We start from the raw sequence: 20,938 nt of genomic DNA, 5'->3' as shown, positions 1-20,938 counted from the left end.
CGGCCGCGCCGGCGCGACAGTCAGTTCTGGTGGGTGTGCTGGCGTTCGAGGATCGAGGAGAACTCCTCGGAGAACGCGTCGTAGCGCACCGCGATGCGCTCGACCTTGGTCGCGAAACGGTTGTACGCCCACACCGCCGGGATCGCGGCGAACAGGCCCATCGCGGTCGCGATCAGCGCCTCGGAGATGCCCGGCGCGACCGTGGCGATCGTCGCCTCTTGCACGTTGGCCAGGCCCTGGAACGAAATCATGATGCCCCAGACGGTGCCGAACAGGCCGACGTAGGGACTGATCGAGCCAACGTTGGCGAGGAACTCCAGGTTGTGCTCCAGCCCGTCCAGCTCGCGCGCGACCGCGACCCGCATGCCGCGCTGCGCGCCTTCCAGTTGCAGGCGGCTGTCGGCGACCCGGCGTTCCCGCGAGAACTCGCGGAAACCGGCCTCGAAGATCGCCTCCATGCCGCCGACGTCGCGGTTGCGCTGGCTGGCGCCGGCATAGAGTTTGGTCAGGTCGGCGCCGGACCAGAAGCGCTCCTCGAACTGCTCGGACTCGCGGTCGGCGCGGTCGAGCACCTTCTTCTTGCGGAAGATGATCACCCACGAGGCGATCGACGCGAACAGCAGCAGCACCATCACCAGTTGCACCGGCAGGCTGGCGTGCAGCATCAGTTGCAGCAGGTCGAGGCCGCCGTCGCCGGTGGCCGTCGGTGGCAGCGCGGCAACGGCGTTGCCGACCGCGCCAGCGGTGTCCTCCGGCAGCGGTTCGACGGTGGTTGCGGCCTGCAGTGCACTCAGCAATGGGGTCATGCCTGGGTCTCCGGCGCCCGTTGTCCCGGGCGGGTTGTCGTGGGCGGCGCCGGTTGCTCCAGCGCCTTGAGTTGGTCGAGCAGTGGCTGCGGGATCGCCCGCGGCCGGAAGCCCGCGGCGTCGAGTGCGGCGACGCGCACCTGCGCGGTCAGCAGCAACTCGCCATCGCGGCGGATGTCCTGCGCGAACACCGCGCTGGCGCGACGGCATTCGTGCAGCGACGCGCCCACCTGCAGCGCGTCGTCGAGCCGGGCGGGCTTGAGGAAATCGATCTGCATCGCCCTTACGGCAAACACCAGACCGTGCTCGAGCCGCAGCAGTTCCTGACCGTACCCCTGCGCGCGCATCCACTCGGTCCGCGCGCGTTCGAGGAACGCCAGGTACTGCGCGTGGTAGACCACGCCACCGGCGTCGGTATCCTCCCAGTAGACCCGTGTCGGCCAGCTGAACACGGACTCAATTTCCACTGACGCCATCCTCGAACAGGCCGGCCGCGCCGGGTTTGGGCTTGAGGCCGATATGCCGGTAGGCCTTGGGCGTCGCCATGCGACCGCGGGCGCTGCGGACCAGGTAGCCCTGCTGGATCAGGTACGGCTCGATCACGTCCTCGAGCGTGCCGCGTTCCTCGCTGAGCGCGGCGGCCAGCGACTCGACCCCGACCGGGCCGCCGTCGAAGTTGTCGATGATGGTGCGCAGCATGCGGCGGTCGAGCTCGTCGAAACCTTCCGGGTCGACCTTGAGCATCGCCATCGCGGCATCGGCGACGTCGCGGCTGATGGCGCCGTCGGCGCGGACCTGGGCGTAGTCGCGCACGCGTCGCAGCAGCCGGTTGGCGATTCGCGGGGTGCCGCGCGAGCGCTTGGCGATCTCGGCCGCGCCATCCGCGGCGCAGGCGATGTCGAGGATCTGCGCCGAGCGGCGGACGATCTTCGTCAACTCCTCGGCGCTGTAGAACTCCAGCCGCTGGACGATGCCGAAGCGGTCGCGCAGCGGCGCGGTCAGCAGCCCGGCACGGGTGGTCGCGCCGACCAGGGTGAACGGCGGCAGGTCGAGCTTGATCGAACGCGCGGCCGGCCCCTCGCCGATCATGATGTCGATCTGGTAGTCCTCCATCGCCGGGTACAGCACTTCCTCGACCACGGGCGAGAGGCGATGGATCTCGTCGATGAACAGCACGTCGTGCGGCTGCAGGTTGGTCAGCAGCGCGGCGAGGTCGCCGGCCTTCTCGATCACCGGGCCGGAGGTCTGGCGCAGGCCGACACCGAGTTCGTTGGCGATGACGTGGCTGAGAGTGGTCTTGCCGAGACCGGGCGGGCCGAAGATCAGCACGTGGTCGAGCGCCTCGCCGCGGCCCTTGGCGGCCTCGATGAAGATCTTCATCTGCTCGCGGACCGGTTGCTGGCCGAGGTACTCGTCCAGCGACCGCGGCCGGATCGAAGCCTCGACGGCATCGTCTTCCAGGGTCGCGCCAGCGGCGATGATGCGCTCGTCGTTCATCGGGCTATGGTCGCATGGGGGCGAGGTGGGCGCGTAGGGGTGGGGTTGGCAGAAATGGCGTGCTGACTTGGGGCCAACTCGGCGGGTGGGGCGAACTTGCTGCGTGAGGAGTTCGGGGCAAATGCAAATGCAGCTTCGGAACGAGATGGCGCAGGAGGCGGCCGGTGGGGGGATTGCTCCAGCCCTTCATCAGGGCATCCTGCCCTGAGGCGGGCCGCGGGCCATCCATGGCCCGCTTTTACGCAATCCCCCCACCGTCCACCTCCTGCCCGGGTGTCCGCGCTTTGGGGAAGGAAGAGCAATGCGCTTTTCGTAGGAGCGACGTCAGTCGCGAATGCCTCGCCGCCTCGGGGGTTCAGAGCGTCGCGACTTACGTCGCTCCTACAACGGAAGGAAGTCGCGCGTTGGCGTACGCCACGCCACCGACCGGCCCGCTCCGCCACGTCGACGAGACGTGGCAGCCGAACAAAGCCACAACCCACAAACCGCGAAGCGGCGTCCTGTCGGGGTATTGCGGAGAGAGCGCCATGGATGGCGCACGTCCCCGACTCGGGCCATGGATGGCCCGACGGAGGGGCGGAGACAATACCCCGGCAGGGCGGCGCCTCTTGCCGAAGGTCGACAACCCAAGCTTTCGCCGTTGCCGTTGCTCCTATCGCTATCGCTATCGCTATCGCTATCGCTGTTGCTGTTGCTGTTGCTATTGCTGTTGCTATTGCTGTTGCGGCGATTGCGACTGTTGCTGTTGCCGCCGCAGCAGCCCCACCGCCAGCTAGATCTCGACCTGCGCCCCCAACTCCACCAGCCGATTCCCCGGAATCCGGAAGAACCCCGTCGCCGGTGCCGCGTTGCGGTGCATGACCGCGAACAGCTTGTCGCGCCACACCGGCATGCCGCGGTGGGCGATCGCCACCACGGTCTCGCGGCTGGCGAAATAGGTCGTCTCCATCGGATCGAAATGGATCCCGCCGGCATCGCATGAACGCATCAGCGCCAGCGGCACGTCCGGGGTTTCCATGAAGCCCGCGCGGATCACCACCCGGTAGAACTCGTCGCCGATCGCCTCGATGCTGAGCCGCTTGCCCGTCGGCGCATACGGCACCGCCAGCGTGTCCACCGTCAGGAACACGTTGCGCTCGTGGAGCACCTTGTTGTGCTTGAGGTTGTGCATCAGCGCGTGCGGCACCACGCCCTTGTCGGCGGTCAGGAAGATCGCCGTGCCCGGCACCCGCACCGGCGGCGCCAGCATCAGCCCCGGCAGGAAGCTGTCGATCTTGATGCCTTCCTTCTGGATCTCGTCCCGCAGCAACTCGCGGCCGCGACGCCAGGTCCGCAGCAGGGTGAACAGCACGATGCCCAGCGCCAGCGGGAACCATCCGCCCTGCAGCAACTTGGCGCCATTGGCGATCACGAACGCGATGTCGCCGATGACGAACAGCACGCACAGCGGCAACACCCACCACCGCCAGCGCGGCCACAGCGCACGCGCGACCAGTGCCAGCAAAAGGGTGTCGATCAGCATCGTGCCCGATACCGAGATGCCGTAGGCAGTAGCGAGGTTGGACGAACTGCCGAAGCTGACCACCAGCAGGATCACGATCACCATCATCGACCAGTTGATCCCGGGAATGTAGATCTGGCCGATGGTGTCGCGCGAGGTGTGCTTGATCGTCATGCGCGGGATGTAACCCAGCTGCATCGCCTGCCGCGTCACCGAGAACGCGCCGGTGATGACCGCCTGCGAGGCGATCACGGTGGCGGCGGTCGCCAGCACCACCATCGGCATCCGTGCCCATTCCGGCACGCCGACGTAGAACGGGTTGCGGATCGCCAGCGGGTCTTCCAGCACCAGCGCGCCCTGCCCCAGGTAGTTCAGCATCAGCGCCGGCAACACGAAGTAGTACCAGGCGTAGCGGATGGGTTTGGCACCGAAGTGGCCCATGTCGGTGTAGATCGCCTCGCCACCGGTGACCGCCAATACCACCGCGCCGAGGATGAAGATGCCGTGCCAGGAATGGGTGGCGAAGAAGTTCATCGCCCACCACGGATTGATCGCGTGCAGCACTTCCGGCTCGTGCAGGATGTTGAGCACGCCCAGCGCGGCCAGTGTCAGGAACCACAACCCGGTCACCGGCCCGAACACCTTGCCGACCTTCTCGGTGCCGAAGCGCTGGGTCGCGAACAAGGCCACCAGCACCGCCACCGTCATCGGCACGATCCAGGCGTCCAGTTGCGGCGCGACCACCTCCAGGCCCTCCAGCGCCGACAGCACCGAGATCGCCGGGGTGATCACGCCGTCGCCGAAGAACAGCGCCGCGCCGAACACGCCCAGGATGCCGACCCCGTAGGCCGACCGAGACCCCTTGGGCAACGTGCGCTGGGCCAGCGCCATCAGCGCCATGATGCCGCCCTCGCCCTCGTTGTCGGCGCGCATGATGATGGTCACGTACTTCAGCGTGACCACCGCCATCAGCGCCCAGAACACCAGCGACAGGATGCCGAGCACGGTGTCGTGGTTGGCGACCAGGCCGTAGTGCGGACTGAATGCTTCCTTCAGCGTGTACAGCGGGCTGGTGCCGATGTCGCCGAAGACGACGCCGATCGCGCCGACGACCAGCGCGGCAAGGCCCTGCCCGCCGTGATCATTGGAATGCGAAGCGGCGCCGGACGGCGCGGCACGATCGGATTTGGCGGTCATGGGTGCGTTTGGCTCGGGGGCGGACGTACCGCCGCTTGCTCAACGAAGCGCGGACTGTAGCGCCTTGCGGATGATGGTGCCGACGTCGTCGCCGGCAGCGGTGGCATCGCGCGCCATGCGCGCGGCCTCGGCGGGCTTGTAGCCCAGTTGCTGCAGGGCGATCACCGCCTCGGTCTGCGGATCGCCGGGGCCACCGTTGGCGTTGAGCACCGCACCGCCGCCACTGAAGTCGGCCGCACGATCGCGCAGCTCGACCACCATGCGCTCGGCGGTCTTCTTGCCGATGCCGGGAATGCGGGTCAGCGCGGTGACATCGCTGGACTGCACCATCCGCGCGAACTCGTCGACGCTGACCCCCGACAGCACCGCCAGCGCGATCTTCGCGCCGATGCCGCTGACCTTCTGCACGTCGCGGAACAGCCGCCGCTCGACCTCGCGCAGGAAGCCGTACAGCGACACGCTGTCCTCCTTCTGCGCGTAGTGGGTGAACAGCGAGACCTCGCGGCCGATGTCCGGCAGGTCGTAGAACGTGCTCATCGGCGCTTCGAGTTCGTACCCGACGCCGTTGACGTCGACCACCAGCCACGGCGGCTGCTTGTGGACGACGATGCCCTTCAATCGACCGATCATGTACCGCGCCTCCGTAACTGGTTCACCGCGACGCCGGTACGCATCTGGGTCGCGCTCATGTGGGCATGGGTCAGGGCGACCGCCAGCGCATCGGCGGCGTCAGCCTGCAGCCTGGCGTCGGGCAGCCTCAACAGCAACCGCACCATGTGCTGGACCTGGGCCTTGTCGGCGGCGCCGCCACCGACCAGCGACTGCTTGATCACCCGCGGCGCGTACTCGCTGATCGCCAGCTTGCGCCGCACCACGGTCGCCAGCGCGGCGCCGCGGGCGTGTCCGAGCTTGAGCGCGGAGGTCGCCGACTTGGCCATGAACACCGTCTCGATCGCGACCTGCTGCGGCTGCCAGTCGTCCAGCACCCGTTCCAGCCCGTCGCATAGCAGCCCCAGGCGCGACGGGAAGTCGGCGGCGTCGAGCAGCTTCAGCGCCTCGCAATGCACGTAGCTGCAACGGCCGTCGGCGCCAACGTCGATCACGCCGATGCCGGTCCGCTGCGAACCGGGGTCGATGCCTAGGATGCGGATCACGTCGCCAGCTTACGCCCTCAGGCGCGAGCGTCCCCGAGGTCGGCGTTGGAGTAGACGTTCTGCACGTCGTCGAGGTCTTCCAGCCAGTCGAGCAGCTTGACCACCTGCTGGGCGGTGTCGCCATCGACCGCGACGTCGTTGTCGGCGCGGTAGCTCACCTCGGCCAGGCCCGGCTCCAGCCCGGCGTCGATCATCGCCGCCTTGACCGCATCGAACGCATCGGGCGAGGTCAGCACGTCGATCGCGCCGTCTTCCGGATAGACCACCACGTCGTCGGCGCCAGCCTCGATCGCGGCGTCGGTGATCGCCTCCTCGTCGGCGTTGGCGGCGTAGCTCAGCACCCCCAACCGGTTGAACATGAAGGCGACCGAGCCGGCCGTGCCCATGTTGCCGCCGAACTTGCCGAACGCGTGGCGAACGTCGGCAACGGTGCGGACCTTGTTGTCGGTCAGGCAGTCGACGATCACCGCGATGCCGCCGGGCGCGTAACCCTCGTAGCGGATTTCCTCGTACTCGACGCCTTCCAGCTCGCCGGTGGCCTTCTTGATCGCGCGTTCGATCACGTCCTTGGACATGTTGGCCGACAGCCCCTTGTCGATCGCCGTGCGCAGCCGTGGATTACCCCCGGGGTCGCCTCCGCCGGCACGCGCGGCGACGGTGACTTCGCGGATGATCTTGGTGAAAATCTTGCCGCGCTTGGCATCGGTGGCGTTCTTGCGCCCCTCGATCGACGGACCTCGACCCATGGGAAATTCCGGACGGTTGCGGTGGAAGGAGCGGGATTCTACCCCCTTGCCCGGCCCGCTTCCTTATCCTGCATCATGGACAAACCGGCCATCGGCGAGGAAATGCGCCACCTGGCGGGCGGCGCGGGCCGAAAGCAGCAGGCCGGTATGGCTGGTCGGCAGCACGATGTGGTCGGCCAGCCCGTCGATCCGGGTCTCGGCGACCGCCACGGTGCCGTCGCTGCGGCCGGCAAAGCGGCCGAACATCTGTCCCAGTCCGATCGGCGAGTCGCCGGCGACCATGCCCAACTCGGCATGCCCGGTCCACGGCGGGCAACCGTCGCGCAGCAATCCGGCACTGCGGCCGAGCGTCCTCGCCCCCAGCGGCAGGCGTGCCATGCCGGCGGCGGCGGCGCTGCCGCACAGCGGCGAGCCCAGGCAGACCACCCGGCGAACCGGCAGGTCCGGCTCCTGTTGCAGCGCGTGCACCGCGACCAGTCCACCGAGGCTGTGGGCGAGGATGTCGCAGGGCTCGCGCAGCGTTTCCAGCAATGCCGGCACCGCCGCCTCCGGACCGCCGGCGACCGTGGCGTAGCTGAAGATGTGCGGGGTGTAACCGGCCTTGCGCAACTGCCGTGCATGCCATCGCATCGAAGCGCGCGGCATCCACAGGCCGTGCAGCAGGACGACGCGGCGGCCGGCGTTGTCCGGCGCAACGTGACCGCTCACCAGGCCTCCCGGCGCAGGATGAACTCGTGGTCGCGCACCCTGCCAACCGGGAATTCGTAGTCGCCGACGTGGACGAAGCCGTGGCGCGCATAGAACCGCTGTGCTCCGGGGTTCTGCGACCAAACACCGATCCACAACGCGCGCGGACCGTCGCGGAGCAGCCAGTCCAGCGCGGCAGCGAACAGGCGCCCGCCGTGGCCGCCGTTCTGCCACTCCTTCAGCACGTACAGGCGCTTGAGTTCGCCATCATCCGGCGCGACCTCCGCATGTGGCAGCCCGCACGGGCCGGCGGCGGCGTGGCCGATCGCTTCGCCATCGTGTTCCAGCAGCCAGACCGCGTAGTCCGGGTGCGAGAGGATGATCCGCTGGCGCTCGACCGCGTAGCTCGCGGCCAGGAACGCCTGCAGGTCCTCGTCCGGATACAGGTGGCCGAACGTCTCGGTGAACGTGCGCGTGGCCAGCCGCGCCACCAACCCGGCATCGTCCGGAGTGGCGCGGCGGATGACCGGCTCGCCCGCCATCTACTCGGCAGAAGCCTTGACCGGCTTCGGCCGCACCGCGATGTGGACCTCGGCCAGCTGCGCATCGGCGATCGGCGACGGCGCATCGGTCATCAGGCACTGCGCGCCGGTGGTCTTGGGGAACGCGATGACGTCGCGGATCGACTCGGTGCCGGCCATCAGCGCGGCGATGCGGTCGATGCCGAACGCGATGCCGCCATGTGGCGGCGCGCCGTACTTGAGCGCGTCGAGCAGGAAGCCGAACTTGGCCTGCTGTTCCCCGGCGCCGATGCCGAGCAGCTCGAACACCGCCGACTGCATCGACGAGCGGTGGATACGGATCGAGCCACCGCCGATCTCGTTGCCGTTGAGGACCATGTCGTAGCCGCGCGACACCGCGGTCTTCGCATTGGCCTTGAGGTCGGCGACGTCGTCGACCGCCGGCGCGGTGAACGGGTGGTGCAGGGCGACGTAGCGGTTGGCCTCGTCGTCCCATTCGAACATCGGGAAGTCGGTGATCCACAGCGGCTTCCAGCCCTCCTGCACCAGACCGAGGTCCTTGCCGAGCCTGAGCCGCAGCGCGCCCATGAAATCGGACGCGAGCTTGTACGTCGCCGCGCCGAAGAAGATCGCATCGCCGCCCTGCGCGCCGGTCGCCTCGAGGATCGCCGCCAGCGTGGCGTCATCGAGGAACTTGGCGATCGGCGAGCTGATGCCCTCGCGGCCCTTCGCCGGGTCCTCGACCTTCATCCACGCCACGCCCTTGGCGCCGTACTTGGCCGCGTGCGCGCCAAGCTCGTCAATCTGCTTGCGCGACAGCACGGCGGCGCCCGGGGCACGCAGCGCGATGACGCGGCCGTCCTCGGCGTTGGCCCAGTCGGTGAAGACTTTGAACTCGCAGCCCTTGACCAGCCCGGCGATGTCGGTGAACTCCATCGCGATGCGCAGGTCGGGCTTGTCGGAGCCGTAGCGGCGCATGGCTTCGGCATAGGTCATGCGCGGGAACTCGCCGAGCTCTACTTCCATCACCTCGCGGAACACCTCGCGGATCATGGTTTCAGTGGCGTCCTGCACGTCACGCTCCTCGACCCACGCGAACTCCATGTCGAGCTGGGTGAATTCAAGCTGGCGATCGGCACGCAGTGCCTCGTCGCGGAAGCAGCGGGCGATCTGGTAGTAGCGGTCGAAGCCCGCCATCATCAGGATCTGCTTGAACAGCTGCGGGCTCTGCGGCAGCGCATAGAACTCGCCGGGATGCATCCGCGCCGGCACCAGGAAGTCGCGCGCGCCCTCGGGCGTGGCCTTGGTCAGGATCGGCGTCTCGATGTCCTGGAAACCGCGCGCATCGAGCCAGCGCCGCAACGCCGCGACCAGCTGCGTGCGGATGCGCATCCGGCGCTGCATCTCCGGGGTGCGCAGGTCGAGGTAGCGATACTTGAGGCGGATGTCCTCGCCCGGGTTCTCGTGGGCATGGAACGGCAGCGGCTCGGCCTTGTTGAGCACCTCGATGGCGCTGGCGACCACTTCGACCTGGCCCGTCTTGATCCTGTTGTTGACCGACTCGCGCTTGCGCACCACGCCGGTAATGCGCAGGCAGTCCTCGTAGCCGACCTGGGCAGCGGTGGCGAGGACGGCGGCATTGCCCTCGGCATCGGACGGTTCGGCGACGATCTGGACGATGCCTTCGTGGTCGCGCAGGTCGATGAAGCACAGGCCGCCGAGGTCGCGGGCGACGTCGGCCCAGCCGCACAGGGTGACGGTCTGGCCGATCAGCGCCTCGTCGATGAGGCCGCAGAAATGGGTACGCATGGGGGCTCCGGGGGCGAACGGTCGGCGGCGGGCGCCGGAAAGCCCATTAGTTTAGCGGGCTTCGGATGGGGGGACTTTCCGGTTCGACGAACCCTGGCTCAACGAACTCGCGGATTGGGTCCGGGGCTCACTGATTCGAACGGCGAACTCGTGGGCTACAGGGGTTGGGGCTTCGGGTGGTGAACTTGTGACTTCTGGGTGCGAGCCGGGGGGCGTACGGGCTTCGGGGTGGGCGACGCCCGATGGGGGTGCTGCTCCCCGGTTCGGTCAGGGCTTCCTGCCCTGACTCACCGCCGCAGGCCATCCATGGCCTGCTGTACGCAGCACCCCCACCGGACGCCGCTTCGGCGTCTGCATGCCTGCCTCCCCGGGTGCTCGCACCCCAGCATTCGCGCACAACCACCAAGCAGCCAGACCTGTCCCAGCAGGTCGCTACTGCTTTGGCTTCCGTCACATCGAAGCGGCAGAAATGGGAGGGGACGTGGGTGGAGGGGGTAGTGCGGAAAGCCGGCCATGGATGGCCGGCGGCCCCGAGTCAGGGCAGGACGCCCTGACCGAGGGGAGTAGCACTACCCCCTCCGCCCGCGGCCCCGCGACACCCTCACGTAAAGCACCCTTCAGGCAGCCGGCTTCGGCTCACTCTTGGCAGGCTTCACATCAGCCTTCGCAGCGCTCTTGCCAGCATCAGCCTTGTCGGCTTTGCCACCACCTCCACCCGACTTCTCCGCCCCGCCATCACCCGCCAGGTTGCGCTTCTTGTCGCCATCCTTCTTGAAATCCGTCTCGTACCAGCCGCCGCCGGCAAGGCGGAACTGCGGTGCGGTCAACTGCCGGCGGATTTGCGCTTCACCGCATTCCGGGCACTCGACCGGATCGGCATCGGACAGCTTCTGCAGGCGGTCGAAACTGTGGCCGCAGGCGGCGCATTCAAAGGCATAGATCGGCATTTTCGGGATTCACGCAGGCGACAACAGGTTCGCGGAGTGTGGGGCCCGCCGGCCGGGTTTCAAGCACCGCACACATGCCGCCGGCGATCGGCACGCGCGGAAACCTCCGCTCGGACACCGCGTTTCCCATTGTTTTCAGCATGTTAAGTTTGATTGTCCGTTGCGGAGCCGATGACGTTGGACGATTTGCACGTTTACCGGATCGATGCCTTCACCACCGAACCGGGCCGGGGCAACCCGGCTGGGGTCGTCACCAATGCCATAGGGCTGGACGACGCGCGCATGCAGGCGATCGCGCACGAGCTCGGGTTCTCGGAGACCGCCTTCGTACTGCCCGCCCGGGGTGACGACCATGAGTTGCAACTGCGCTTCTTCACACCGACCACCGAGGTCCCCGTCTGCGGCCATGCCACCGTCGGCGCGCACTTCGCGCTCGCGATGGAAGGCGGGCCGGTCGGACGACGACGCCAGCTGACCGGTGCCGGGGTGCAGGTGGTCGAGGTGATCCGGCGCGGCGACGACCACGTGGTCCGGATCGAGCAGAACCCGCCGGTGTTCCATCCCCCGCTGCAGCCGGCCCTCGTGCAGGACGTGATGGCCGCGCTCGGGGTGGTCGCTACCGACCTCGACTTCCGCTGCCCGCTGCAGTTCGTCGGCACCGGCCACGGCAAGCTTCTGATCGGCCTGGAAAAACGCGCGCGCCTGACCGCGCTGCGGCCCGACCTGGCACGGCTCGCCGAACTGAGCCCCGCGGTCGGCAGCAACGGCTACTTCGTCTTCACCCTGGAAACCGAGGAGGATGACGACGCGTTCTGCCACGGCCGCATGTTCGCGCCCGCGATCGGGGTCGACGAGGACCCGGTGACCGGCAATGCCAACGGCCCGCTGGGCGCCTACCTGGTCCGGTACGGGCTGCTGCCCGTGCCGGCGGACGGACGGGCCCGCTTCCGCGCGCGCCAGCAGACCGCCGCCGGGCGTGGCGGTTTCATCGATGTCGAAGTCCGGGTGGAACGGGGCGAGCCGGTCGACGTGGCGATCGTGGGCCATGCCGTGCTCGGCTCCCACGTCACGCCGCTGGAGCCGCACCGGGCCTGACGGTCAGCCGGTGAGGCGCGGGGGTTGCCGGGTGGGCGGCGGCGGCCGGGGCGCATCGTCCTCGGCGCGCATGCGGTCCTCCGGGTGCGACCCGGGACGGTCGTCGACCGGGTCGACATCGAAGGGCGAGTGCAGGAGGAACGACGGCAGCATGGTGTTCAGCACGGTGTAGAGGATCAGCGCACCGAACAGCACGCCGGGCAGGTCGAAGCGCACGTGCAGGATGTTGGCCAGCACCAGCGTGAACACCAGCGTCGGCGCCAGCGCGACCGAGACCTTGAAGCTGCTGCCGCGCTCCTCGCGGAACATCAGCCGGCGCTGCAGCCAGGTGATCCCGACCCGCAGCGGCAGCACCACCAGCGTGATCACCACGCCCAGCCCGGCCGCCTCCCAGGTCAGCGCATCGCGCGAGATCCCGGTACCGGCGTGGAAGAAATAGAACGGCACGAAGAACGTCGCGAACAACCGCAACGCGTGCATGTTGTCGTCCGACGCCAGCCGCGGCATCCGCAGCCGCAGCATGCGCGCGACCAGTCCGGCGATGAACGCGCCCACCAGGTAGTACACGCCCAGCTTGTAAGTGATGAAGGCCGCGACCATGCCGACCATCACCAGCAGCGAGAACTCCGAGCCCGGGGCGTGCGGCACCACCCATCGCCCCAGCGCGATGAACAGCAGCGGCAGGCCGACGATCATCGCCAGCATCACCAGCGATGACGTGGCCAGTTCCATGGGGTCGCCGGCCTGCAGCACCACGAACAGCGCCGCCAGCGCCAGCAGCTCGCCGGCGATCGCCTTGCTGGTCACCCAGAAGCGCTCCTCCTTGTCGAGGCCGAGCCGCTCGAGGGTATCGAGGATGAAACCGGTCGAGGGCGTCAACAGCGCCAGCGCGACCAGCGCCGCCGCCTGCCAGGACAGGTCGAGGTAGCGCCAGGCCAACCAGCCCACGCCGGCCAGGGTCAATGTCCGGATACCCAGATGCACCGTCAGCCGACCCACGCCCTTGCTCAAGGCGGCCAGGTCGACCTCGAGGCCGGCGAACAGGAACAGCGAGGAGATTCCCAGCGTCGACAGCAGCACGATCACCGGGTCGTTCACCCGGTCGCCGAACGCCAGCATCGCGCCGACGCCCAGCGCCAGACAGGTGATCGGCGCCGGCAGCTTGAAGCGCTGCAGCGCGCGGGGAATGACCAGCAGGCCGAAGATCAGCAGCAGGTAGATCAGTTCGTTGCTCATGCGGCCTGGCCCGTGCGTTCGCGGCATGGTCGTTGCAAACGGGCTTGGCAGGCAACCCCGACCGTGTTTCGAGGCGCGCGCAACGGGTACATGCGGTCTTCATGCGCACGCGATACGCTGCCGTCGAATTCCCCCGCGAGGAACCGCCCGATGTCCGACAACCGCCGCCCCAGTGTCGCCCTGCTGGTTTCCGCCGTGCTGCTCGCGGCCGGGTTCGCCCTCGCCGGCTGGTTCGCCGCGCAGGGCATGGCGCGGCTGAAGACCGCCGACCGCTATGTCACCGTCAAGGGCTCGGCCGAGAAGATCGTCGAAGCCGACCGGGTGGTCTGGCCATTGCCGCACACCGTCGGCGGCAACGACCTGGCGCAGGTACAGCGACAGCTCGATGCCAACACCGCGGCGATCCGCAAGTTCTTCGTCGATGCGGGCTTCAAGGCCGACGACATCGTGGTGTCGCCGCCGCGGCTGGAGGACCGCTGGGCGTACGCCTACGGCGACAGCCGGCCGCCGGAGCGCTACCGCTACTCGACCACCGTCAGCCTGCGCACCACCGACGTGGCCAAGGCGCTCAGCGTGCTGCGCCGCAGCGGCGAACTGGTCGCCCAGGGCGTGATGATCGGCGAAGGCAGCGCGCCGGACTTCGACTACACCAAGCTCAACGACATCAAGCCGGCGCTGATCGCCGAAGCGACCGCCGCCGCCCGCGACTCGGCGGTGCAGTTCGCCAAGGATTCCGGTTCGCGCCTGGGCGGCATCCGCAGCGCCAACCAGGGCGTGGTCAGCATCAGCGACCGCGACCAGAGCAGCCCGCAGGTCAAGCGCGTGCGGGTGGTGACCACGGTGGAGTATTTCCTGCGGGACTGATGTGGGCGTCCGGCGCGAGGCGGCGGACCGCGATATTCCAACCGCCCCTCTTTTGTAGGAGCGACGTAAGTCGCGAACGCGCGGGGAACCGTCGGCCGATACCGCTGCAACCGCCGAAAACCCCAGCGCAAGCAACCCCGCCCTTCCGATGCGGTCTGATCGTGGATGAGTGGGCAGGAACGCCCGACTCCTGCGCGTTCGCGACTTACGTCGCTCCTACAGTCAGGCTGATAGGGTGCGGTTACCGGCAGGTGGAGCTACGCGGCGTCGGCTTCGTACAGCGCCAGCAATTCGGCTTCCGCCTGCTCCAGCTCGGCGCCCAGTTGCGCCTGCTGTTTGCCGAGGTCGGCGACGCGGGCGCCGCCGTCGGCGTAGATCGACGGGTCGGCCAGTTGGGCCTCGATCGCCGTCCGCTGCTCAGTCAGCTCCTCCACCCGCGCCTCGAGCTTCGCCAGCTTGTGCGGGTTGGCCTTGCCGCGTTTGGGCTTGGATGCCGCGGCCGCTGGCGCGGCCTCGGCCGGCTTGGCCGGCGCGCGGCCCTTGCCGTCGTTGGAGTTGTCGCGCGAACGCAGCCAGCTGGCATACGCATCGAGGTCGCCGTCGAACGGCTGGGCGACGCCATCGGCGACGCGCCAGAACGTGTCGCAGACCAAGCCGATCAGGTGCCTGTCGTGGCTGACCAGCACGATCGCGCCGTCGAAGCTCGCCAGCGCCTCGGCCAGCGCCTCGCGCATGTCGAGGTCGAGGTGGTTGGTCGGCTCGTCGAGCAGCAGCACGTTGGGCTGGCGCCAGGCGATCAGCGCCAGCGCGAGGCGCGCGCGCTCGCCGCCGGAGAACACGTCGACCGACTCGAACGCGCGGTCGCCGGGAAAATTCCACTTGCCGAGGAAGTCGCGCAACTGCTGGGTCGCCACGCCCGGCGCGATGTCGGCCAGGTGGTCGATCGCGCTGGTGCCGGCGCGCAGAGACTCGACCGTGTGCTGGGCGAAGTAGCCGATCCGCAGGTCCGGGTGGCCGCCGCGTTCGCCGGCCAGCAATGGCAGTTCGCCGACCAGCGACTTGACCAGGGTCGACTTGCCGGCGCCGTTGGGGCCGAGCAGGGCGACGCGGTCGCCGGCTTCGAGGATGAAGCCGACGTCGTGGAGGATCGTGGTGGTTGCCGTTGCTCCCTCTCCCGCTTGCGGGAGAGGGCTGGGGTGAGGGCGCGCGGAGTGGCCAGCGGTGTCGTCAACCATCGCTTCTCGCGTGCCCTCATCCGCCCTTCGGGCACCTTCTCCCGCAGACGGGAGAAGGGAGTAGCCGCAGTCGGCGTGTTCAAGCCGCAGCAGTGCATGCGGCAGCTTCGCGGGCGCGGGGAACTCGATCCGCAGCGCGCGCTCGACCCGCACCGCTTCGGTGTTCTGCATCTTCGCCAGCCGCTTGACCCGTGACTGCGCCTGCTTGGCCTTGGCCGCGCTGGCGCTGAAGCGGTCGATGAACTTCTGCAGGTGGGCGCGCTCGGCCTGCGCCTTCTCGTGGGTGATCTGCTGCAGCCGCAGCTGCTCCTCGCGCTGCCGTTCGAACGCGGTGTAGTCGCCGGTGTAGACCTTGGCCTTGCCATCGTGCAGGTGCAGGGTGTGGGTGGTGACCTCGTCGAGGAACTCGCGGTCGTGGCTGATCAGCAGCAGCGTGCCGGGATACTTCAGCAGCCACTGCTCCAGCCACAGCACCGCGTCGAGGTCGAGGTGGTTGGTCGGCTCGTCGAGCAGCAGCAGGTCCGACGGCGTCATCAGCGCGCGCGCGAGGTTGAGCCGCACCCGCCAGCCGCCGGAGAAACTGCTGACCGCGCGCTGGTGGGTGTCGGCGGCAAAGCCGAGGCCGTGCAGCAGCTTGCCGGCACGGGCGCTGGCGTCGTAGCCGTTGAGCTCCTCCAGCCGGTGGTGGGCCTCGGCGACCGCCTCCCAGTCCTCGTTGGCGAAGGCGTTGGCCTCGGCCTGGATCGCCGCATGCACCGCGGCATCGCCCGACAGCACAAAGTCCAGCGCCGGGTCAGGCAGCGACGGAGTTTCCTGCGCGACGCTGGCGATGCGCACCTTGTTGGGGATGCCCAGGTCGCCCTTGTCGGCCTCCAGCTGGCCCTGCACCGCGGCGAACAGCGAGGACTTGCCGGTGCCGTTGCGGCCGATCACGCCGACCCGCCAGCCCGTTTGCAGGACCAGGTCGACGTTGGACAGGAGCAGGCGTTCGCCGCGCCGCAGGGCGAAATCTTTGAAGGCAATCATGCCGTCATTGTACGTGTGCGAGCCTGTACGCCCGACGCCGCGCTTGCATCCGGCCGGGCCGCCCCACATTCTGGGAAGTCGAATTGAATGGATTGCCGATGCCGCACGAAACGTCCCTGATCACCATCCTCGTCGCCGGCTTCGTGCTCGCGTTCATCTTCGGTGCGCTGGCGCAGCGGCTGAAGCTGTCGCCGCTGGTGGGCTACCTGGTGGCCGGGATCGTGGCGGGGCCGTTCACCCCGGGCTTCGTCGGCGACATGGAGCTGGCGCCGCAGCTGGCAGAGATCGGCGTGATCCTGCTGATGTTCGGCGTCGGCCTGCACTTCTCGTGGCGCGACCTGATGTCGGTCAAGGGCATCGCCCTGCCCGGCGCGGTTGCCCAGATCACCGTCGCGACGCTGCTGGGCTGGGGCCTGGCGCGCTGGCTGGGCTGGTCGCACGGCGCCGGTTTCGTGTTCGGCCTGTCGCTGTCATGCGCCAGCACCGTGGTGCTGCTGCGGGCGCTGGAGGACCGCCGGCTGGTGGAGACCCAGCGCGGGCGGATCGCGGTCGGCTGGCTGATCGTCGAGGACATCGCCTGCGTGCTGGCGCTGGTGCTGCTGCCGGCGCTGGCCGGGCTGCTCAATGGCGAGGCGGCCGACGCGACCTCGGTGTTGACGGCGCTGTTCAGCACCTTCCTCAAGGTTGGCGCGTTCATGGTGCTGATGCTGGTGGTCGGCAGCCGGGTGATCCCGTGGATTCTCGAGCGCGTCGCCGGCGCCGGCTCGCGCGAGCTGTTCACCCTGTGCGTGCTGGCGATCGCGCTGGGCGTGGCGTTCGGCTCGGCGGCGCTGTTCGGGGTGTCGTTCGCGCTGGGTGCGTTCTTCGCCGGCATGCTGCTCAACGAATCGGAATTCAGCCACCAGGCGGCCAGCGAAACGCTGCCTTTGCGTGACGCGTTCGCGGTGCTGTTCTTCGTCTCGGTCGGCATGCTGTTCGACCCGATGATCCTGCTGGAGCACCCGACCGAGGTGCTCGCGACGTTCCTGATCATCGTGCTCGGCAAGTCGATCGCCGCCTACGTGATCATGCGGTTGCTGGGCAAGCCCAAGGGCTCCGCGCTGCTGATCTCGGCCAGCCTGGCGCAGATCGGCGAGTTCTCGTTCATCCTCGCCGGCCTCGGCCTGGCGCTCGACGTGTTGCCGCAGGAAGGCCAGGACCTGATCCTGGCCGGCGCGCTGCTGTCGATCATCACCAACCCCTTGCTGTTCGCCTGGCTGGATCGGCGCGAGAAGCGCGCCCGGCAGCCCGATCCGGTGGTCTACACCGCGCAGCCGGCGATTCCGCCGGACCTGCGTGACCACGTGATCCTGATCGGCTTCGGCCGCGTCGGCAGCGAACTGGGACGCCTGCTGCAAACCCGCGACATTCCGCTGGTGGTGGTCGACGACGAGGAGTTGCTGATCGACCGCGCGCGCGCCGCCGGCATCCCGGCAATCCGCGGCAATGCGGTCAACGAGCGGGTGCTGGCCGAAGCCCGCCCCGAGACCGCGCATACCGCGATGCTGGCGATCCCCAACACACTGGAGGCCGGCGAGATCATCGCCAAACTGCGCGAGATCAACCCGTCGCTGACCATCGTCGCCCGCGCCCACTCCGATGCCGAACTCAAGCACCTGCTGGAGCACGGCGCCGACGCCGCGGTGATGGCCGAGCGCGAGCTGGCGCACAGCCTTGCCGAGATGGTGATGGCGACACCGCCGTACCGCGGCGATCACCACCTGCCGCCGGCGGTCGCGTAACCCCGTCGAAGCTTGCCCCCGCACGCGCCCCATGTAGGAGCGACGTAAGTCGCGAATGCGTCGGGAGCCGGCGGACCTTGCCGGTCGAACCACGTGGACCCGCGTCGAAGCGCAACGTCGCTTGCGGGTGGACTTCCTGCGTGTCCACCCGCGTTGACCACCGATTCCAGCGCGTTCGCGACTTACGTCGCTCCTACAGTCTCCTGACGTGTCAGGCGGTTCGGAACACCAGTACGCCGCCTTCGGCGTCCACCCGGATCACGTCGCCGTTGCCGAACTCGCCAGCCAGGATCTTCTGCGCCAGCGGGTTCTCCAACTGCTGCTGGATCGCCCGCTTGAGCGGTCGCGCGCCGTAGACCGGGTCGAAGCCGACGTTGCCGAGCAGCGCGAGCGCCGCGTCCGACAGTTCGAGCTTCAGTCCGCGCTCGGCCAGCCGGCGCTCCAGCCCGGTCATCTGGATCTTCGCGATCTCGCGGATCTGCGCCTTGTCGAGCGGGTGGAACACGACGAGGTCGTCGAGCCGGTTGATGAATTCCGGGCGGAAGTGGTTCTGCACCACACCCATCACCGCGGCCTTCATCTGGGTGTAGGTCTCCGGCGTATCGGCGTCCATCTCCTGGATCATCTGCGAACCGAGATTGCTCGTCATCACGATCACGGTGTTGCGGAAGTCGACGGTGCGGCCCTGGCCATCGGTCAGGCGGCCGTCGTCGAGCACCTGCAGCAGGATGTTGAACACGTCCGGGTGCGCCTTCTCGACCTCGTCGAGCAGGATCACGCTGTACGGCCGGCGCCGCACTGCCTCGGTGAGGTAGCCGCCCTCCTCGTAGCCGACGTAGCCCGGGGGCGCGCCGACCAGCCGGCTGACTGCGTGCTTCTCCATGAACTCGCTCATGTCGATCCGCACCATCGCGTCGGTGCTGTCGAACAGGAACTCGGCCAGCGCCTTGCACAGCTCGGTCTTGCCGACGCCGGTCGGGCCGAGGAACAGGAACGAGCCGCTCGGGCGGTCGGGATCGGACAGCCCCGCGCGTGAACGCCGTACCGCATCCGACACGACCTTGATCGCCTCGTCCTGGCCGACCACGCGCGCGTGCAGCGCGTCCTCCATCTTCAGCAGCTTCTCGCGCTCGCCTTCGAGCATCTTCGACACCGGGATGCCGGTCCAGCGCGCGACCACCTCGGCGATCTCCTCGGCGGTGACGCGGTCCTGCAGCAGGGTGAAACCCTGGGTCTCGGCCTCCTGCGCGGCCTTCAGCTGGGTCTCCAGCTGCGGCAGCTGGCCGTACTGGATCTCGCTCATGCGCGCGTAGTCCTGCCGGCGCTGCGCGGCCTCGAGTTCGAGCCTGGCGGCCTCGATCTGCTCCTTGATCTTCGTCGCGCCCTGCAGCGTGGCCTTCTCGGCCTTCCAGATTTCCTCGAGGTCGTTGAACTCGCGCTCCAGCGTGTCGATCTCGGCCTGCAGGTCCGCCAGGCGTTGCTTCGACTCGGCGTCCTTCTCCTTCTTCAGCGCCTCGCGCTGGATCTTCAGCTGGATCAAACGACGCTCCTTGCGGTCGAGCTCCTCGGGCTTGGAGTCGATCTCCATGCGGATGCGCGACGCGGCCTCGTCCATCAGGTCGATCGCCTTGTCGGGCAACTGGCGGTCGGCGATGTAGCGGTGCGACAGGGTGGCGGCGGCGACGATCGCGGGGTCGGTGATCTCGACGCCGTGGTGCACCGCGTACTTCTCCTTGAGCCCGCGCAGGATCGCGATGGTGTCCTCGACACTGGGCTCGCCGACGAACACCTTCTGGAACCGGCGCTCCAGCGCGGCGTCCTTCTCGACGTACTTGCGGTACTCGTCCAGCGTGGTCGCGCCGATGCAGTGCAGCTCGCCGCGGGCGAGCGCGGGCTTGAGCATGTTGCCGGCATCCATCGAGCCCTCGGCCTTGCCGGCGCCGACCATCGTGTGCAGCTCGTCGATGAACAGGATGATCTGGCCCTCGTTCTTGGCCAGGTCGTTGAGCACGCCCTTGAGGCGCTCCTCGAACTCGCCGCGGAACTTCGCGCCGGCGATCAACGCGCCCATGTCGAGCGACAGCAGCCGCTTGCCGCGCAGGCCCTCGGGCACCTCGTTGTTGATGATGCGCTGGGCCAGCCCTTCGACGATCGCGGTCTTGCCGACGCCCGGCTCGCCGATCAGCACCGGGTTGTTCTTGGTCCGGCGCTGCAATACCTGGATGGTGCGGCGGATCTCCTCGTCGCGGCCGATCACCGGGTCGAGCTTGCCGCTCTCCGCGCGCGCGGTCAGGTCGATGGTGAACTTCTCCAGCGCCTGGCGCGCATCCTCGGCGTTCTCCGACTGCACGCTCTCCCCGCCGCGGACCTTGTCGATCGCCGCCTCGATGCGCGCCTTGTCGGCGCCGGCGGCCTTCAGCGCGCGGCCGAGTTCGCCGCCGTCGTCGAGCGCCGCCAGCACGAACAGCTCCGACGCGATGAACGCATCATTGCGCTGCTGCGCCAGCTTGTCGGTGACGTTGAGCAGCCGCGCCAGGTCGTTGCCGACGCTGACGTTGCCGGCCTGGCCGCTGACCTTCGGCAGCTTCTCCAGCGCCTCGCCGAGCCGCTCGCGCAGCAGCGGCACGTTGATACCGGCCTGCGACAGCAGAGGTCGGGTGCTGCCACCGGACTGGTCGATGAGCGCGGTCATCAGGTGGGCCGGTTCGATCACGCTGTGGTCGCGGCCCACCGCGAGCGATTGCGCGTCGGCGAGCGCCTGCTGGAAGCGCGAGGTGAGCTTGTCCATCCGCATGGTGGGTTCCTCGATTCGGGGCGGCGCAACGCCGCGATGTCC

General features: G+C 68.5%; 17 protein-coding genes. 3 read left to right on the top strand and 14 right to left on the bottom strand.

Annotated features, from left to right (window positions below):
- Positions 1 to 20: 20 nt before the first annotated feature.
- From tolQ to ACT9AS_RS13430, 11 genes are all read right to left on the bottom strand, one after another.
- Complete coding sequence (gene tolQ, locus ACT9AS_RS13480; RefSeq protein WP_445100673.1) at positions 21 to 806, bottom strand: protein TolQ; 786 nt, start codon at positions 804 to 806, stop codon at positions 21 to 23.
- Positions 803 to 1,282 carry a tol-pal system-associated acyl-CoA thioesterase gene (gene ybgC / locus ACT9AS_RS13475; protein ID WP_445100672.1) on the bottom strand — a complete coding sequence of 160 codons (480 nt, stop codon included), beginning with the start codon at positions 1,280 to 1,282 and terminating at the stop codon, positions 803 to 805. Before ybgC ends, tolQ begins: the two co-directional genes overlap by 4 nt.
- The gene (ruvB, locus tag ACT9AS_RS13470) at positions 1,263 to 2,303 is read right to left on the bottom strand and encodes a Holliday junction branch migration DNA helicase RuvB (protein ID WP_445100671.1); all 1,041 of its coding nucleotides are present in this window, start codon (positions 2,301 to 2,303) and stop codon (positions 1,263 to 1,265) included. The genes ybgC and ruvB overlap by 20 nt, the downstream gene beginning before the upstream one ends.
- Positions 2,304 to 3,075: 772 nt before the next feature.
- Positions 3,076 to 5,001: a KUP/HAK/KT family potassium transporter gene (locus tag ACT9AS_RS13465; RefSeq protein ID WP_445100670.1), complete on the bottom strand. Its 1,926-nt coding sequence runs from the start codon at positions 4,999 to 5,001 to the stop codon at positions 3,076 to 3,078.
- Between the two features lie 39 nt (positions 5,002 to 5,040).
- Positions 5,041 to 5,631 carry a Holliday junction branch migration protein RuvA gene (gene ruvA, locus ACT9AS_RS13460; protein ID WP_445100669.1) on the bottom strand — a complete coding sequence of 197 codons (591 nt, stop codon included), beginning with the start codon at positions 5,629 to 5,631 and terminating at the stop codon, positions 5,041 to 5,043.
- On the bottom strand, positions 5,628 to 6,155 hold the full coding sequence (gene ruvC / locus ACT9AS_RS13455; RefSeq protein ID WP_445100668.1) for a crossover junction endodeoxyribonuclease RuvC: 528 nt from the start codon (positions 6,153 to 6,155) through the stop codon (positions 5,628 to 5,630). The genes ruvA and ruvC overlap by 4 nt, the downstream gene beginning before the upstream one ends.
- Before the next feature lie 17 nt (positions 6,156 to 6,172).
- Positions 6,173 to 6,901, bottom strand: coding sequence for a YebC/PmpR family DNA-binding transcriptional regulator (locus ACT9AS_RS13450; RefSeq protein WP_445100667.1), 729 nt, complete (start codon positions 6,899 to 6,901; stop codon positions 6,173 to 6,175).
- Between the two features lie 63 nt (positions 6,902 to 6,964).
- A complete protein-coding gene (locus ACT9AS_RS13445; RefSeq protein WP_445100775.1) occupies positions 6,965 to 7,546 on the bottom strand; it encodes an esterase/lipase family protein in 582 nt (193 codons plus the stop codon).
- A gap of 59 nt (positions 7,547 to 7,605) precedes the next feature.
- Positions 7,606 to 8,130 carry a GNAT family N-acetyltransferase gene (locus ACT9AS_RS13440; RefSeq protein WP_445100666.1) on the bottom strand — a complete coding sequence of 175 codons (525 nt, stop codon included), beginning with the start codon at positions 8,128 to 8,130 and terminating at the stop codon, positions 7,606 to 7,608.
- Positions 8,131 to 9,918, bottom strand: a complete 1,788-nt coding sequence (gene aspS, locus ACT9AS_RS13435; protein ID WP_445100665.1) for an aspartate--tRNA ligase — start codon at positions 9,916 to 9,918, stop codon at positions 8,131 to 8,133.
- Positions 9,919 to 10,535: 617 nt separating this feature from the next.
- Positions 10,536 to 10,865: an FmdB family zinc ribbon protein gene (locus ACT9AS_RS13430; RefSeq protein WP_445100664.1), complete on the bottom strand. Its 330-nt coding sequence runs from the start codon at positions 10,863 to 10,865 to the stop codon at positions 10,536 to 10,538.
- 171 nt (positions 10,866 to 11,036) lie between these two features.
- Here ACT9AS_RS13430 and ACT9AS_RS13425 point away from each other — a divergent pair, with 171 nt between their 5' ends.
- Complete coding sequence (locus tag ACT9AS_RS13425; protein WP_445100663.1) at positions 11,037 to 11,960, top strand: PhzF family phenazine biosynthesis isomerase; 924 nt, start codon at positions 11,037 to 11,039, stop codon at positions 11,958 to 11,960.
- A 3-nt stretch (positions 11,961 to 11,963) separates the two neighbouring features.
- On the opposite strand, the gene ACT9AS_RS13420 is transcribed toward ACT9AS_RS13425, so the two are convergent.
- Positions 11,964 to 13,196 (bottom strand): cation:proton antiporter, encoded by a 1,233-nt coding sequence (locus tag ACT9AS_RS13420; RefSeq protein WP_445100662.1) that lies wholly within the window; start codon positions 13,194 to 13,196, stop codon positions 11,964 to 11,966.
- A gap of 150 nt (positions 13,197 to 13,346) precedes the next feature.
- On the opposite strand from ACT9AS_RS13420, the gene ACT9AS_RS13415 reads away from it, so the two are divergent.
- Positions 13,347 to 14,060: an SIMPL domain-containing protein gene (locus ACT9AS_RS13415; RefSeq protein WP_445100661.1), complete on the top strand. Its 714-nt coding sequence runs from the start codon at positions 13,347 to 13,349 to the stop codon at positions 14,058 to 14,060.
- 257 nt (positions 14,061 to 14,317) lie between these two features.
- Here the strand turns inward: ACT9AS_RS13415 and ACT9AS_RS13410 are convergent, their stop codons facing one another.
- Entirely contained in the window at positions 14,318 to 16,321 is a 2,004-nt protein-coding gene (locus ACT9AS_RS13410) for an ATP-binding cassette domain-containing protein (RefSeq protein WP_445100660.1), read from the bottom strand.
- 98 nt (positions 16,322 to 16,419) lie between these two features.
- Between ACT9AS_RS13410 and ybaL the strand changes: the two genes are divergently transcribed.
- A complete protein-coding gene (gene ybaL, locus ACT9AS_RS13405) occupies positions 16,420 to 18,102 on the top strand; it encodes a YbaL family putative K(+) efflux transporter (protein WP_445100659.1) in 1,683 nt (560 codons plus the stop codon).
- A 211-nt stretch (positions 18,103 to 18,313) separates the two neighbouring features.
- Here ybaL and clpB read toward each other — a convergent pair whose 3' ends face one another.
- Positions 18,314 to 20,896, bottom strand: a complete 2,583-nt coding sequence (gene clpB, locus ACT9AS_RS13400) for an ATP-dependent chaperone ClpB (RefSeq protein ID WP_445100658.1) — start codon at positions 20,894 to 20,896, stop codon at positions 18,314 to 18,316.
- Between the last annotated feature and the right edge of the window lie 42 nt (positions 20,897 to 20,938).

Source organism: Lysobacter sp. F60174L2, from assembly GCF_052547135.1.
The sequence above is the reverse complement of the archived record's forward strand: the minus strand, read 5'-3'. Positions and strand labels throughout refer to the sequence as shown.

What these genes read in the sequence shown, in the direction of transcription:
- tolQ (WP_445100673.1), bottom strand. Translation starts at nt 806, where the DNA reads ATGACCCCATTGCTGAGTGCACTGCAGGCCGCAACCACCGTCGAACCG.
- ybgC (WP_445100672.1), bottom strand. Translation starts at nt 1,282, where the DNA reads ATGGCGTCAGTGGAAATTGAGTCCGTGTTCAGCTGGCCGACACGGGTC.
- ruvB (WP_445100671.1), bottom strand. Translation starts at nt 2,303, where the DNA reads ATGAACGACGAGCGCATCATCGCCGCTGGCGCGACCCTGGAAGACGAT.
- ACT9AS_RS13465 (WP_445100670.1), bottom strand. Translation starts at nt 5,001, where the DNA reads ATGACCGCCAAATCCGATCGTGCCGCGCCGTCCGGCGCCGCTTCGCAT.
- ruvA (WP_445100669.1), bottom strand. Translation starts at nt 5,631, where the DNA reads ATGATCGGTCGATTGAAGGGCATCGTCGTCCACAAGCAGCCGCCGTGG.
- ACT9AS_RS13450 (WP_445100667.1), bottom strand. Translation starts at nt 6,901, where the DNA reads ATGGGTCGAGGTCCGTCGATCGAGGGGCGCAAGAACGCCACCGATGCC.
- ACT9AS_RS13445 (WP_445100775.1), bottom strand. Translation starts at nt 7,546, where the DNA reads ATGCCGCGCGCTTCGATGCGATGGCATGCACGGCAGTTGCGCAAGGCC.
- ACT9AS_RS13440 (WP_445100666.1), bottom strand. Translation starts at nt 8,130, where the DNA reads ATGGCGGGCGAGCCGGTCATCCGCCGCGCCACTCCGGACGATGCCGGG.
- aspS (WP_445100665.1), bottom strand. Translation starts at nt 9,918, where the DNA reads ATGCGTACCCATTTCTGCGGCCTCATCGACGAGGCGCTGATCGGCCAG.
- ACT9AS_RS13430 (WP_445100664.1), bottom strand. Translation starts at nt 10,865, where the DNA reads ATGCCGATCTATGCCTTTGAATGCGCCGCCTGCGGCCACAGTTTCGAC.
- ACT9AS_RS13425 (WP_445100663.1), top strand. Translation starts at nt 11,037, where the DNA reads ATGACGTTGGACGATTTGCACGTTTACCGGATCGATGCCTTCACCACC.
- ACT9AS_RS13420 (WP_445100662.1), bottom strand. Translation starts at nt 13,196, where the DNA reads ATGAGCAACGAACTGATCTACCTGCTGCTGATCTTCGGCCTGCTGGTC.
- ACT9AS_RS13415 (WP_445100661.1), top strand. Translation starts at nt 13,347, where the DNA reads ATGTCCGACAACCGCCGCCCCAGTGTCGCCCTGCTGGTTTCCGCCGTG.
- ACT9AS_RS13410 (WP_445100660.1), bottom strand. Translation starts at nt 16,321, where the DNA reads ATGATTGCCTTCAAAGATTTCGCCCTGCGGCGCGGCGAACGCCTGCTC.
- ybaL (WP_445100659.1), top strand. Translation starts at nt 16,420, where the DNA reads ATGCCGCACGAAACGTCCCTGATCACCATCCTCGTCGCCGGCTTCGTG.
- clpB (WP_445100658.1), bottom strand. Translation starts at nt 20,896, where the DNA reads ATGCGGATGGACAAGCTCACCTCGCGCTTCCAGCAGGCGCTCGCCGAC.